Source organism: Mucilaginibacter roseus (assembly GCF_021215455.1).
Classification (GTDB): Bacteria; Bacteroidota; Bacteroidia; order Sphingobacteriales; family Sphingobacteriaceae; genus Mucilaginibacter; species Mucilaginibacter roseus.
The window spans coordinates 307,944-321,379 of the sequence record NZ_JAJPWV010000002.1 but is presented as its reverse complement, the minus strand read 5'-3'; the positions used below and the strand labels follow the sequence as shown (position 1 = coordinate 321,379).

The following is a 13,436-nucleotide window of genomic DNA, read 5'->3' as shown; positions in this document are numbered from 1 at the left end:
TATGCAAACTTAATAATTCGGTGCATATAACAGTAAGAGCTACCGGGTTATAATTTGTTACAATGGCACAAGTATTTTTATTGTTGGGGAGCAACCTTGGCGACCGTAAATCACTTTTAGCAAAGGCCGCCGGGCTTATAGCAAAACAGGCGGGAACTGTAATAGCCGAATCTGCTATTTACGAGACACAATCATGGGGTAAAACCGACGAACCGGATTACCTGAACCAGGTGGTAATGCTACAAACAGAGCAGGAACCCGAAGCTTTGCTGAATATGCTTTTGGAGATAGAGCAGCAAATGGGGCGGGAGCGGCGAGAGCGTTGGGGCGCAAGGGTAATTGATATTGATATTTTATTCTATGATGATCGTATTATCAACACTCCGCAATTGCAAATACCGCACCCTCGACTGCACGAAAGGCGCTTTACGCTTGAACCGCTTGCCGAGATTGCACCAAGTTTAAAACATCCGGTTTTAAAAAGGGATATTTTGCAATTACTAAATGAACTGCAGGATAACTTGATTGTTAAAAAATTGTAGCTTTGTAATTTATAATTCCAATTGTATGCCAACTAATCCGGACCTTGACCTTTCTTTTCTGTACGAAATTGCCGACGGCAGTGATGAGTTTATTGTAGAATCAATCGGTATGTTTATACAGCAAACGCCTGATTTGTTGCAGAACATTAACAACGCCATATCAGCCGCTGATTGGCCAAATGCCGCAAGTGCCGCGCACAAACTGAAACCCAACCTTGGTTTTTTCGGGATGCTTAACAGCCAGGCTTTAGTGCAGGATATTGAGCTGCAATGCAAAACAGGCGCGCCTGATGCTGCCGATGTGGTACAAAAGTTTAAAACCGTTAACGATAACCTAACGGTTAACCTTGCCGAGCTTGAAAGGGTAAAACAGGAAAAAGAAGCCGGGCTTTAATTAAGCCTGGCGCAGCGTGAACGAGTAGCTTTCCATAATCAGGTTAGCCAGCAGGTTTTTACAAGCCTCATCAACCTTGGCGGTAGCAGCAGCTTCGCTTTCAGCCTCAATCTCTAATGTAATGTGTTTGCCAATGCGCACGTTTTGAATTTCGGCAAGTCCAAGGTTTTTCATACTGCCGGTTACGGCTTTACCCTGAGGGTCCAATATTTCTTTTTTTGGCATTACATCGATCTCAGCCTGAAACTTTATCATTTGCTAATTTGAATTGAATTAATGATAGGGTGATATAAAATATGATAACCACCGGAACAGCGGCAAATTTAAAAAATAGTATCAATATTGCCGAAAGCAGCAGCAGTAAATAGCGATAAATATTCTTATTGAAATCGCGGTTCTTGAATTTTAACGACATCAGCGGCAGCTCGGCAACAAGCAACGTGCACATTATCAACACAAAAACGGTTAAAATGTAAGGGTTGAAAAGTATGTTGCCTACATCCGGTATTTGCTGTAAAATAAGCGGGAATGAGGCTATCAGGATGGCGTTTGCCGGTGTAGGCAAGCCAATAAAGCTTTCGGCCTGGCGGGTATCGTTATTGAATTTGGCCAGGCGCAATGCCGAGAACACCGGGATCAGGAAGGCCACGAAGGGTAGGTATTCGCTCACCACGCCCAGTTGCGGGCCTTGCTGGTAAAATTCATATAATATAACCGAAGGCAGCACGCCAAAACTTACCATATCAGCCAACGAATCCAAATCCTTGCCTATGCCCGAATAGGATTGCAAAACCCTGGAAGCAAGGCCGTCAAAAAAATCAAATATCGCGGAGAGAAATATGGCGTATGACGCAAATATCAGATAGTCAGACGTAAACGTTAGTACGATGCCTATACAGCCGCTGAACAGGTTGGCACAGGTAATAAAATTTGGAAGGTGTTTTCTGACGCGTTTCTTCATTTCAAGCCATGAAGGTATCAATAAAAGCGAAGTTACAAGTTAATTTTCGCTAACTTATAAACTTCGCAATTATTAAATTATTATGAATTCATCGATATCAGGAACTCTTCGTTGGTTTTCGTGCCTCTTATCTGGCTTTGCAAAAACTCCATTGATTCCTGCGAATTCATATCGGCAAGGTGATTACGCAATATCCAGATGCGCTGCAATGCGTCGCGGTCAAGCAGCAAATCATCGCGGCGGGTGCTTGATGCGGTAATATCAATAGCCGGGAATATACGTTTGTTAGATAGCTTACGATCCAGCTGAAGCTCCATGTTACCGGTACCCTTGAACTCTTCAAAGATTACCTCGTCCATTTTAGAGCCTGTCTCGGTTAGTGCGGTAGCGATGATGGTTAATGAGCCGCCATCTTCAATGTTACGTGCGGCACCAAAAAAGCGTTTAGGCTTGTGCAGCGCGTTGGCATCCACACCACCCGATAATATTTTACCTGATGCCGGGGCCACGGTATTGTATGCACGGGCAAGACGGGTTATAGAGTCAAGCAGAATTACCACATCATGACCGCATTCTACCATTCGCTTGGCTTTTTCTAATACGATGTTGGCGATCTTTACGTGTCTTTCGGCAGGCTCATCAAATGTTGATGATACCACCTCAGCACGTACGCTGCGGGCCATATCGGTAACCTCTTCAGGGCGTTCGTCTATCAGTAATATAATAAGGTATACTTCCGGGTGATTTTTGGCTATGGCGTTGGCCACATCCTTTAACAACATGGTTTTACCTGTTTTGGGCTGCGCCACTATCAAACCACGCTGGCCTTTACCAATAGGTGAGAACAGGTCCATAATACGGGTTGAGTAGTTGTTCGGGTCAGTAAACAGGTTTAACCTTTCTGACGGGAACAATGGCGTAAGGTGATCAAACGGCACGCGGTCACGCACCTCTGCCGGGATACGGCCATTGATAGCCTCTACACGTACCAAAGGGAAGTATTTTTCGCCCTCTTTTGGTGGACGGATACTGCCGCGAACGGTATCGCCGGTTTTTAAACCGAACAGTTTTATTTGCGACTGCGATACATATATATCATCAGGCGAGGTTAAATAGTTATAGTCTGACGAACGTAGAAAACCGTAACCATCAGGCATAATTTCAAGCACACCCTCGTTGATGATCACATTATCAAAATCAAGGTTGATGGCTTCCTGTTGTTTTTGCTGGTTAGGGTTAACGCGGCGCTCAAATTTTTGCGGGCGCTGCTCGGCAGGGGCTTCCTGTCTGGCAACGGGCGCGGTTTCGGCCTGTGCCTGTGCGGGTGCTTCAACCGGGGCTTCCTCAACTTGTTCGGCAGCAGGGGCTTCATCCTCAGGCGCATCAAACAAATTGTTATCGTTAAGCGGTGCCTGTTGTTTACGGGCTGGTTGTGGTGTAGCGGTTTTTACGCTGCGGGTTCTTTTACGCGGTTTGTCGTCAGCATCAGCGGCCTGTGGTTCAGCTGCCGGTTGTGTTTTTTCGGCGTAGTTTTGTTCAACTATGCTTTGTTGAGCTTTGGCAACTTCAATAAGTTGTTGCTGCTCCTTTATGCGGGTAATAAGCTGAGCTTTTCTGAGTTCATCAGCTTCGGCAATACCTAAACTTTTAGCAATCTCACGCAACTCTGACACGAGTTTATCGTTCAATTCAATCTTATCGGACATGATTTGGATTATAGTTCAAAAGAATTATTTTGTTTTGACAGGTTTATCCCCGTATTCCATACGCAGCACTTCGTAACATTATGCAACTGTTATAAATAAATAACCCGGAATTTAAATTGTTTCTTTAGTGCAAGAAAAATTCAAAGAGGAAAACACTGCAATGTTACTTAAATATTTTCAAATAGCAAACTCTCAAAAATATTTATAGTACATATGGCTAACAGTTTTACTAATTTTTAGTTTTTTTGACCCTTAAATTAATTTGCATGATTTCGAGACAACAGCTTATTGAACAAATAAAAGTAAAACGCAGCTTTTTATGCGTTGGCCTGGATACTGATATTACTAAAATACCGGAGTTTTTAAAGCAATATCCTGATCCGGTGTTTGAGTTCAACAAGCGTATAATTGATGCTACCAAAGACCTTTGTATTTCTTACAAACCTAACGCTGCCTTTTATGAAAGCAGGGGCGTTAAAGGCCTGCAAAGCCTGGTTGATACCTATAATTATATACCTAAGGATATACTGAGTATTATTGACGCCAAGCGTGGCGACATTGGCAATACATCTGATATGTATGCCCGCGCGTTTTTTGACGAAGCCGAAACCGGGATGGGTTTTGATGCCATTACTGTAACGCCTTATATGGGTAATGACAGTGTTACGCCCTATTTAAAGTATAACGGTAAATGGATCATCCTGCTGGCATTGACATCATCTGTAGGCAGTAAAGATTTTCAATATCTTGAAACACCCGACGGGCATCTTTTTGAAACCGTAATTAAAAAAGCCAATACCTGGGCCGGGGCAGACAGGTTGATGTTTGTTGTAGGCGCTACCAAAAGCACCGAGTTTACCAACATACGTAAGTATGCGCCTGATAATTTTTTGCTCGTTCCGGGCGTGGGCGCACAGGGTGGCAGCTTAGCAGATGTGTGCCAATACGGTATCACTAAGGATTGCGGCCTCATCGTAAACGCGTCGCGTTCCATCATTTACGCATCAAATGGCGAGGATTTTGCCGAAGCGGCACGTGAGGAAGCGAAAAAGCTGCAACAGCAAATGGAAATGGAGCTGGAGAAGGCGGGGATTATTTAAACACGCCTCCTAAATCCTTCCCCAATGGAGGACTTTAAAATACCACGCTCCGTTATTTCGAACGAAATGCGAGGGAAATACGTCAGCCATATACAAATGCTGGCAGATATCTGGCTACCGATTCATATGCCATAATAGTTATAAGTTTATTTGAACAAGAAAGCCCTTCTCTGTAAGGAAAAGGGCTTATAAAAGATTTCTATATTTTCAATTCGTTTATTTCTTTTTCTGTTGAGCCTGTTGCTGCTGGCGCATCATTTCTTCCAAACGGGCAGAGAAACCTGATTTTTTCTTTTTAGGATCTTCAGGTTTAGCCTTGTTCTCCTGAATTTTGGCGTGGATCTTTTTATCGTCAACCATCAGGCGGATAAGGTATTGCTGACCGAATGTTAACATGTTAGCCAAAAAGTAGTAATAGTTCAAACCGGCAGGGTAACTGTTCAGCATACCAAAGAAGATAAGCGGCGTAATGTAGCCGATATATTTCATCTGGCCGGTAGCGCCCGACAGCTGGTTGTTAAAGTAGGTGTAAATCAATGTCGAGATGGTCATCAGCAAACACATTAAGCTGATGTGGTTACCCAACACCGGTATGGTTTGTCCCCACGAGATCACGGCATCATAGGTAGAAAGGTCCTTCATCCACAGGAAGCTCTCGCCGCGCAGCTCAAACAAACTCGGGAAAAAGCGGAAGAACGCGATCACAATCGGCATTTGCAGCAATAAAGGCAAACAACCACCTAACGGGTTCACACCTGCTTTTTTGTAAAGCTTAAGATACTCCTGTTGTAATAAAGTAGGGTTATCCTCACCAACCTTGGCTTTAATTTCATCCATCTCCGGCTTAAGCACACGCATTTTAGCCATTGACAGGTATGATTTATAGGTAAGCGGCGACAATACCACTTTAAGCAGGATGGTAAGCACCAAAATGATGATACCGTAGTTCCAATTAAAGGCGTTTAAGGCATTGAAGATAGGCAACACGGCAAAGCGGTTGATATATTTAAGCGGTCCCCAACCCATATCCACTTGGTCCTGCAGGTCATAACCCTGGTCTTTCAGTGTGCTGAAACGGTTAGGGCCAAAGTAAAACTCCAGCGGGTAAGCACCGCTTGCATCTTTAGCAACCGCAAGGTCGGCTTTCATCTGCTTAACATCGGTTTGGGTATTCACGTCGGTGCTAACAGCCAGCTTGGCCTTATCAAAACCGGTTTTACTTATCAGTACGTTCGAGAAAAAGTGCTGCTTGAATGATACCCATTCCACTTTTTTATCCGTAACATCCTTCTGCTCATCTTCACTTACGCTCAGGTGCTCTACGTTATCATTAAGCAACTTATAGTAAACGGTAGAGAACTGGCGCTCCTGCGTCATGTCCTTTTCCTGCTTGTGCAGGCTGGCAGCCCAGTTAAGGTTTAGCACGCCGTTGTTTCCAATAAGCGCATCCATACCGGTAGGCTTAATGTTCAGGTCGAGCTTAAAGCCTTTTTCGGCAAGGGTATAGGTATAATCAATATATTGCGTTGGGCTGTAGCTTAAACGCAGGGTTACATTATTTTTTGACGCTTGTACCGGCGCAAAGTAAAGGGTGGCGGTATTAAAATTACGGCCTGCTGCACTTACGGTAGTACCAAAGGTATTGCCATCGCCATCAAATAAAACCAGCGCTTTTTTATCAAAGGTTTTATAACCTTTCAGTTCAACCGACTCAACTTTACCGCCAAGGGTACTCAGTTCAACTTTTACATCGCTGTTCTCAAGCACAATTTGCTGGGCTTTACCTGCTATGGCTGTGCCGAATGGCCCTTTTAAAGCGGCTGAATCAACAGTTTGCGGGGCAGCGGTAGCTACGGCTTTGTTAGCAGCGGGTTTCTTACCGTTTTTTGATGCTGCTGCCGCAGCCTCTGTGCGCTCTTTTTCTTTCTTTATTTCTTCTGCCGATGGTTTGATCAGGTAAAACCCGCCTACCATTATCAGCATGATCAGGAATAATCCTGTGAACGTATTTCTATCCATTATTTAAAATCGAACAATAATTAATTCTTGCGGGCATAAGCCAGCGAAGCGGCGACAAAGTTAATAAAAAGTGGATGCGGATTAGCAACTGTTGATTTTAATTCAGGGTGAAACTGCGCGCCTACAAAATATGGGTGATTTTTAAGCTCAACTATCTCAACCAAACCATTTTCGGGATTGATGCCTGATGGTATTAAACCGGCTTCTTCATACTGTTTAAGGTACTCGTTGTTGAACTCGTAACGGTGGCGGTGGCGTTCGCTAATGTGGGTTTTACCGTAGATTGCGGCAGCCTTCGAGCCTTTTTTCAGATCGCATGGGTAAGCGCCCAAACGCATGGTGCCGCCTTTAGCAGTAATATTTTTTTGCTCCTCCATCATGCTGATCACAGGGTATTTGGTGTCAGGGTTCATTTCGGTACTGTTGGCGTTTTCCAGTTTAAGCACGTTACGGCCAAACTCAACTACCGAGCATTGCATGCCCAGGCATATACCAAAGAATGGGATATTATTTTCGCGTACATAGCGGATGGCTTCAATTTTACCCTCAAAACCACGCTCGCCAAAGCCGGGAGCTACCAGTACGCCGTGTAGGCCTTTTAATTTATCTACAGCGTTGCCAGGTGTTAACTGCTCTGAATGGATATACTCCACCTTAACCTTACACTCGTTTTTAGCGCCGGCATGTATAAACGCCTCGGTGATGGATTTATAAGCATCCGGCAATTCAACATATTTACCTACCAAGCCAATACGCACTTCGGAAGTTGGGTTTTTCAGACGGCCTAAAAAGTCTTTCCAGCTATCTAAAGCAGGCTCATTCTTATGCGGAAGTTTGAATTTGGTCAGTACCGTTTTGTCCAGCTGCTCTTTCAGCATCAGCAAAGGCACATCGTAAATGGTCGAAGCGTCTATGGACTCGATGACCGCGTTGATGTTTACGTTACAAAACAGGGCGATCTTTTTACGCAGATCCGGCGTAAGGTGATGCTCGGTACGGCAAACCAGTATATCAGGCTGTATACCATACTCCAGCAGCATTTTAACCGAGTGTTGAGTAGGCTTGGTTTTTAGCTCGCCTGCGGCAGCCAGGAAAGGTACCAGCGTAAGGTGGATAACCAGCGAGTTGCTTGATCCCACTTCCCAACGGAACTGGCGTACGGCCTCCACAAATGGCAGCGACTCAATATCGCCCACGGTACCACCAATTTCGGTGATCACAATATCATAATCACCACTCTCGCCCAATATGCGGAAGTTGCGTTTGATCTCATCCGTAATATGCGGAACAACCTGTACCGTTTTACCCAAAAAAGCGCCTTCGCGTTCGCGGTTGATCACGTTTTGGTAGATACGGCCGGTAGTAATATTGTTTGATTGCGACGTAGGGGTGTTCAAAAAACGCTCGTAGTGGCCAAGGTCAAGGTCGGTTTCGGCACCATCCTCGGTTACGTAGCATTCACCGTGCTCGTAAGGGTTAAGCGTTCCCGGATCGACATTGATATAAGGGTCGAACTTTTGGATGGTTACACGGTAACCACGCGCCTGTAAGAGTTTAGCTAATGATGCGGAAATAATACCTTTCCCTAACGACGAAGTAACGCCGCCCGTAACAAAAATATACTTGGTCATGTTGTTTTTTGAATTTTGACGACAGTTTTAACCCCTCGTCAAATTGTTTGTGTACGGGATACAAAGGTAACAAATTTTAACATTTTTTTGTGGTTGTTGAGAAAATGCCTGATGTTGAAATTGACGGGCTATACAAATTATTGATTAACAGTTAGCCAACCGGTATCCTCTCCATCCCTAACCAGGTAGTAATTTTTATAAGCACCAAGCACGGCAACTTTGTTACCTGCAGCCAGTTGCCGCTTGGCGGGGGCGTTGGCTGTATCCGGAGCATCCAACAATGGTTGTGCGGTTTTTAGGGTAATGCTGCGTAGCACGCCTGCATTTGTTACGCTTTTACTGCTGATGTAAGCGATCAACCCATCGGGCAAACGTACCTTGTACCATGAGCTTGCAGCAGCTTCAACAGTAAGGACGGAGTTTTTAGGTAAATTGAGTGTCTGACTGCTCTTAACATCAGCCGCATTATAAAGCCGGTTAACTGAATTTGACGTGCGCACTGTACTATTCAAATTATTTAGAGCTGCCGTAATCGGTGAGGGTTCGGCAGTTTTTCTATCCACAAATGCGAGCGGATCAATAGCGCCGCCGGATGTATATATGCCAAAGTGTAAGTGCGAGGGCGTGTTACGCGCATTACCGGTATTGCCCACCAAACCAATGGTATCGCCAGGGATTAAAGTTTGTCCGTTTTGCACCAACTGACTATCAAGATGGGCGTAGTAAAGCGTATAGTCCTTTCCATCCGGCCTGAAAAATACCACTTTGCCACCCAGGTTGTTGTTGGTAACATTGTTTACCGTACCGCTCGTCGCTGCAATGGCCGGCGTACCCTTCGGGGCGAAAATATCAATGCCTTCGTGCCTGCGGCTCCCGGCGTCGCGGCCGGCACCCCAAAAGCTGCCTATATATGGTTTGCCTACCGCCGACACCGGGAAGCCGAGTGATGGCCCATCAGTAACGGTCAGCGTATACTCCCCGCTGATCAGCAATTCGGGTTGCAGGCGCAGCAGGTAGCTGCCATCACGCTTTATCTCATATTCCAGCGGTTTACCGGTAGTATCGGCAAAGGCTATACGTTTGGTTTCGGTACCATTTAGTTCGAATAGATCAGCATAAATATTAATGTTAGCCGGCTTTTTAGTTATAGCGATGCTGATCTTTTTTCCGCGCTTAACTGTAAAACGCAAGGCAGTACCACCGGCTTTATCCGCCGCGAAATAGCCGGTTTCGCGATACGGAATGGTTATATCAAGCGGCTTAGAGATAACCTGATCCGCAACCGAAAGCCATTTGCTACCAATAGCAGTACGGTCGAGCCCGGCATCTTTCAACCGTTGGCCATAGGCCTCATGCGGCGATTGTTTTTTAAAGATGCCTATGCCGCCCTTTTCACTGCAAGCGTTCAGTATTAAACCCATCAACACAAGTGCTGCCATCCGCCTGATGGCGGGTATATTTATTTTCATGCTTATCAATAATCAACCGTATTAATAACCGCTTTATCAGGCTTAAAGTTTGCTTTGAATCATCAGTCCTTCGCTCACTAATTTATTTAGCATTTTAACAAAAAATAGTACATTTGAATTATGTACGCTATTGTGGATATTGAAACGACGGGAGGGCATGCCAACGCTAACGGTATTACGGAGATAGCTATTTGTATTCATGATGGCGTGCAGGTTGTTAAACGCTTTGATACGCTGATCAATCCGCAGCGGGAGATCCCCATTTACATACAGGCCTTAACCGGTATAAGTAACGACATGGTTGCCTCGGCACCGCTTTTTAAAGAGGTGGCACACGAGATTTATCAACTGTTGGAAGGCAGAATATTTGTAGCGCACAACGTTAATTTTGACTACTCATTTGTGCGCTACCATTTAGCGCAGGCCGGGTACGATTTGCATTGCAATAAACTATGCACCGTACGGCTGGGGCGTAAAATAATGCCGGGCTTTCCGTCGTACAGCCTGGGTAAGTTGTGTTCGCAGCTGGGCATTGTAAACCATAGCCGCCACCGTGCAGCCGGGGATGCCGAAGCTACAGCGGCTTTATTTACTATGCTGCTGGCTGCCGATGCCGAAAAACATATTGCCAAAGCGCTTAAACAAAATTCAAAAGAACAGGTGCTGCCCGCCAACCTGCCGAAGCAATATGTGGAGCAACTGCCTTATATGCCGGGGGTATATTATTTTCATGACAGCAAGGGCAAGGTGATATATGTTGGTAAGGCCAAAAACTTAAAAAAGCGTGTTTGCAGCCACTTTACCGGCAATAATCCCGGCAGGCAACGCCAGGAATTTTTAAAGAATATTTATAGCATCAGTTATCAGATTTGCGGTACCGAGCTGATTGCCTTCGTGCTTGAAGCCGTGGAGATTAAACGGCTTTGGCCGCAGTATAACCGCTCATTAAAACGGTTTGAACAGGGCTATGCTTTGTATGATTATATTGACCAGCGGGGTTATGTACGCCTGGCGGTTGATAAGCACCGCAAGCACCAAATGCCGTTATATGCCTGCAACTCCTTATTAGAGGGATATAACCTGCTTAACCAACTGATAGATACTTTTGGCTTATGCCCTAAACTGTGCTTCATCCAAAAAAACAATGCCGAATGTAATAGTATACATAAGGATGCCTGCGCCTGTTGCGGCAACATGAGTGCCGACGATTATAATAGCCGGGTTAACCTGGCCGTCGAATCGCTTAATGAGGCGCTGCCCACCTTTGCCATACGTGATGAAGGCCGCACTATTGACGAACATAGCTGCATATTGATTGAGAAGGGCCGCTTTTACGGCATGGGCTATATATCCCATTACTTTAAAACCGAGAGCCTGCAACAACTAAAAGAGCAACTGACACCCTACCCGGGTAATGATTATATACGTAACATCGTTTCGGGCTATGCAGCCCGCTTTCCGGAGCGAAAGCTTTTGTTTGTTTAATAAATTAATTTTTACCGGTAGTTAATTCATTTAAAGTATTGACATTCAGCTAAAAATTTAACATGTTTGTTCTTGTAATCTTATCACATGAACAAATACCGTTATCCAAAACTTCCGGTAATTAAACGTATACCCTATAAATCCGTTAACGCCGTTAACGAGCAAACTCCAGTGCAAGCTGTTACCGATTTTGAAGCGCCAGCACACGGCACTTACGGTGGATTACTTTTTGATGAAAGATGGAAAAGTAAACGAGCACAAATTTTGCTTCGAGATCAAAACAAGTGCATAATCTGTAAAAGAAGCGAAGAACTACAGGTTCATCATCGTCAATATCATTTTAATAAAAATCAAAATCAATTCAGCCCGCCCTGGCAATATCCAAATAACTTATTAATTACGCTTTGCAAGAGTTGCCATCAACGAGGGCACGCAAAGTTTAAAGTACCAACCTTATCAATTTAATCAAATGGCAATATTTAATTTTACTAACGACCAACAAAGGCCAACACCGTACAACGGAGACGATAACAATCCGACACAATTTAATGGCAACCAACCTTTACCTGAGATTGACGAAAATATCTTTATTGAGAAAAATGTACCTAAGCCTCAGTTTAATACTACCAATACACAGCGAGCGGAACAACCCACTGACAATAACATCAATCTTTTGTATTCATTCTTAGATAGAAATCACGAAGCTAAAGGTTATGATGATGCCTTGGTTAATCCGGATAGCAGCCATTTAAACCAAAATCTCGACGCTTTGAAGAGTGAACTGATACGTACTATAAAAAAAGTTAAAACATTTTATGAGGACTTTATACAAGAGACAGAGTATCACATAATAAGCAGGAGCCGTAATGGACTGGTAGATATTGTTGAAGAGCTTGAAATGAAAAAGAGAATAGCTGTCGGTCACTTGGAAAAAGTAAAAATAATACAGGATAGTACCGAAAATAATGAAGGCGACTGCAAGGGCATAATGATTAGTTATACCCGCGGATTTAAGAACGGCCTGGCTGCCATATCTCATTACGAAATTTTAAAAAGAAAATTTTAACATGAAGTGGTGGATAAAATTCGGTTGTTTTTTAACCGGTTATAATTACAGAATTTTGGCATCATGCAGTGAAGTATCTCAAAAACGCCTGAAACGCTATGCAGCTGCAATGGTAATTATATGCATTATCTGGTCATTTATCGGATTTGTTTTTGCCGATAGATATCTGAAGTGTGGTGTTTTAGGCTCTTTGATAGGAGGAATTATATTATGCTTAATTATAATTCAGATTGAAAGGCAAATAATACTCTCAAGTTATGTTAGCGGAGGGATGGCGACATTTCGAACAATTATTGCATTCACTATGGCTTTGATCGGGTCTATAATAGTTGATCAAAAAATATTTGAAGAAGACATAGAACTTGGCAAAATAGAAACACTGAATAATAAAGTTAATAAGATATTACCCGATAGACAACGAGAACAAAAAAATCAGATTGATCAGCTTGATCGATCAATTTTGAATAAAGAGCGAGAGCGGAGCAGGCTAAGTGCTGACATTGCTCTACACCCTACAATTAAATCTTATTCTTCCCAGAGCAATAGTACCCCTGTTGTTACAACCAATAGAGATTCCATTAACGGTACTAAGCAAAATGTAAAAATTGTTAAAACGAATTCTGTATCAGTTAGCAGCATACCTAACCCTAACATTGCACTTTTAAAGCCGTTAGATGAACAGTTAGCTGAATTAAGAGAAGTTAAACTAATAAAAGAAGCATCCTTGATAAAACTGAGATCAGAGGTTGAAAATGACATTAAAGGAAAAACAGGTTTTTTGGATGAATTAAATGTAATGGCTAAGCTTCTTTGGAGTTCGCCTGTAGCTTTATTAATTTGGTTCCTTTGGCTCTTATTTTTGACGTGTATAGAGTTGTTTATATTGTTTAGTAAACGCAGTGAAGAAAAAACATCCGAAGAAAACGACTACGACCTTACAATCAAACATCACATGATGCTTCAAAAAAGAAAACTCCAGCTAATGGCAAACCACTTAATTGAGGGGAGTTAACTTTATTACATAAACTTGCAGGCGGAGCATAAGTACTCGCTCCGCCTGCAG

Annotated in this window: 13 protein-coding genes; 7 read left to right on the top strand and 6 right to left on the bottom strand. The window is 43.6% G+C overall.

The features are described from left to right. Window positions 1-62: 62 nt before the first annotated feature. Both folK and LT679_RS06215 read left to right on the top strand, forming a co-directional pair. Window positions 63-542: a 2-amino-4-hydroxy-6-hydroxymethyldihydropteridine diphosphokinase gene (gene folK / locus LT679_RS06220; RefSeq protein ID WP_232176594.1), complete on the top strand. Its 480-nt coding sequence runs from the start codon at window positions 63-65 to the stop codon at window positions 540-542. 25 nt (window positions 543-567) lie between these two features. Beyond that, window positions 568-936, top strand: a complete 369-nt coding sequence (locus LT679_RS06215) for an Hpt domain-containing protein (protein WP_232176593.1) — start codon at window positions 568-570, stop codon at window positions 934-936. Here the strand turns inward: LT679_RS06215 and purS are convergent, their stop codons facing one another. From purS to rho, 3 genes are all read right to left on the bottom strand, one after another. Beyond that, the gene (gene purS, locus LT679_RS06210) at window positions 937-1,191 is read right to left on the bottom strand and encodes a phosphoribosylformylglycinamidine synthase subunit PurS (RefSeq protein WP_228084868.1); all 255 of its coding nucleotides are present in this window, start codon (window positions 1,189-1,191) and stop codon (window positions 937-939) included. Further along, window positions 1,172-1,897 (bottom strand): CDP-alcohol phosphatidyltransferase family protein, encoded by a 726-nt coding sequence (locus LT679_RS06205; RefSeq protein ID WP_232176592.1) that lies wholly within the window; start codon window positions 1,895-1,897, stop codon window positions 1,172-1,174. The genes purS and LT679_RS06205 overlap by 20 nt, the downstream gene beginning before the upstream one ends. An 80-nt stretch (window positions 1,898-1,977) precedes the next feature. Continuing rightward, window positions 1,978-3,603, bottom strand: coding sequence for a transcription termination factor Rho (gene rho, locus LT679_RS06200; RefSeq protein ID WP_232176591.1), 1,626 nt, complete (start codon window positions 3,601-3,603; stop codon window positions 1,978-1,980). A 269-nt stretch (window positions 3,604-3,872) separates the two neighbouring features. On the opposite strand from rho, the gene pyrF reads away from it, so the two are divergent. Then, window positions 3,873-4,703, top strand: coding sequence for an orotidine-5'-phosphate decarboxylase (pyrF, locus tag LT679_RS06195; RefSeq protein ID WP_232177160.1), 831 nt, complete (start codon window positions 3,873-3,875; stop codon window positions 4,701-4,703). 216 nt (window positions 4,704-4,919) lie between these two features. Here pyrF and yidC read toward each other — a convergent pair whose 3' ends face one another. From yidC to LT679_RS06180, 3 genes are all read right to left on the bottom strand, one after another. Beyond that, entirely contained in the window at window positions 4,920-6,722 is a 1,803-nt protein-coding gene (yidC, locus tag LT679_RS06190) for a membrane protein insertase YidC (protein ID WP_232176590.1), read from the bottom strand. A gap of 20 nt (window positions 6,723-6,742) precedes the next feature. Continuing rightward, a complete protein-coding gene (locus tag LT679_RS06185; protein WP_232176588.1) occupies window positions 6,743-8,353 on the bottom strand; it encodes a CTP synthase in 1,611 nt (536 codons plus the stop codon). A gap of 137 nt (window positions 8,354-8,490) precedes the next feature. Further along, the gene (locus tag LT679_RS06180) at window positions 8,491-9,822 is read right to left on the bottom strand and encodes a M23 family metallopeptidase (RefSeq protein WP_232176587.1); all 1,332 of its coding nucleotides are present in this window, start codon (window positions 9,820-9,822) and stop codon (window positions 8,491-8,493) included. A gap of 120 nt (window positions 9,823-9,942) precedes the next feature. Between LT679_RS06180 and LT679_RS06175 the strand changes: the two genes are divergently transcribed. The 4 genes from LT679_RS06175 to LT679_RS06160 all read left to right on the top strand — a co-directional run bounded on the left by LT679_RS06175 (window position 9,943) and on the right by LT679_RS06160 (window position 13,385). Further along, window positions 9,943-11,307 (top strand): exonuclease domain-containing protein, encoded by a 1,365-nt coding sequence (locus tag LT679_RS06175; protein ID WP_232176586.1) that lies wholly within the window; start codon window positions 9,943-9,945, stop codon window positions 11,305-11,307. Between the two features lie 87 nt (window positions 11,308-11,394). Continuing rightward, window positions 11,395-11,772, top strand: a complete 378-nt coding sequence (locus tag LT679_RS06170) for an HNH endonuclease (protein ID WP_232176585.1) — start codon at window positions 11,395-11,397, stop codon at window positions 11,770-11,772. 4 nt (window positions 11,773-11,776) lie between these two features. Next, on the top strand, window positions 11,777-12,373 hold the full coding sequence (locus LT679_RS06165; protein WP_232176583.1) for a hypothetical protein: 597 nt from the start codon (window positions 11,777-11,779) through the stop codon (window positions 12,371-12,373). A gap of 1 nt (window position 12,374) precedes the next feature. Continuing rightward, window positions 12,375-13,385 (top strand): DUF4407 domain-containing protein, encoded by a 1,011-nt coding sequence (locus tag LT679_RS06160; RefSeq protein WP_232176582.1) that lies wholly within the window; start codon window positions 12,375-12,377, stop codon window positions 13,383-13,385. Window positions 13,386-13,436 lie beyond the last annotated feature (51 nt).

Excerpts from the sequence above, each read along its gene's own strand:
- folK (WP_232176594.1), top strand. The coding sequence starts at position 63 with ATGGCACAAGTATTTTTATTGTTGGGGAGCAACCTTGGCGACCGTAAA.
- LT679_RS06215 (WP_232176593.1), top strand. The coding sequence starts at position 568 with ATGCCAACTAATCCGGACCTTGACCTTTCTTTTCTGTACGAAATTGCC.
- purS (WP_228084868.1), bottom strand. The coding sequence starts at position 1,191 with ATGATAAAGTTTCAGGCTGAGATCGATGTAATGCCAAAAAAAGAAATA.
- LT679_RS06205 (WP_232176592.1), bottom strand. The coding sequence starts at position 1,897 with ATGAAGAAACGCGTCAGAAAACACCTTCCAAATTTTATTACCTGTGCC.
- rho (WP_232176591.1), bottom strand. The coding sequence starts at position 3,603 with ATGTCCGATAAGATTGAATTGAACGATAAACTCGTGTCAGAGTTGCGT.
- yidC (WP_232176590.1), bottom strand. The coding sequence starts at position 6,722 with ATGGATAGAAATACGTTCACAGGATTATTCCTGATCATGCTGATAATG.
- LT679_RS06185 (WP_232176588.1), bottom strand. The coding sequence starts at position 8,353 with ATGACCAAGTATATTTTTGTTACGGGCGGCGTTACTTCGTCGTTAGGG.
- LT679_RS06180 (WP_232176587.1), bottom strand. The coding sequence starts at position 9,822 with ATGAAAATAAATATACCCGCCATCAGGCGGATGGCAGCACTTGTGTTG.
- LT679_RS06175 (WP_232176586.1), top strand. The coding sequence starts at position 9,943 with ATGTACGCTATTGTGGATATTGAAACGACGGGAGGGCATGCCAACGCT.
- LT679_RS06170 (WP_232176585.1), top strand. The coding sequence starts at position 11,395 with ATGAACAAATACCGTTATCCAAAACTTCCGGTAATTAAACGTATACCC.
- LT679_RS06165 (WP_232176583.1), top strand. The coding sequence starts at position 11,777 with ATGGCAATATTTAATTTTACTAACGACCAACAAAGGCCAACACCGTAC.
- LT679_RS06160 (WP_232176582.1), top strand. The coding sequence starts at position 12,375 with ATGAAGTGGTGGATAAAATTCGGTTGTTTTTTAACCGGTTATAATTAC.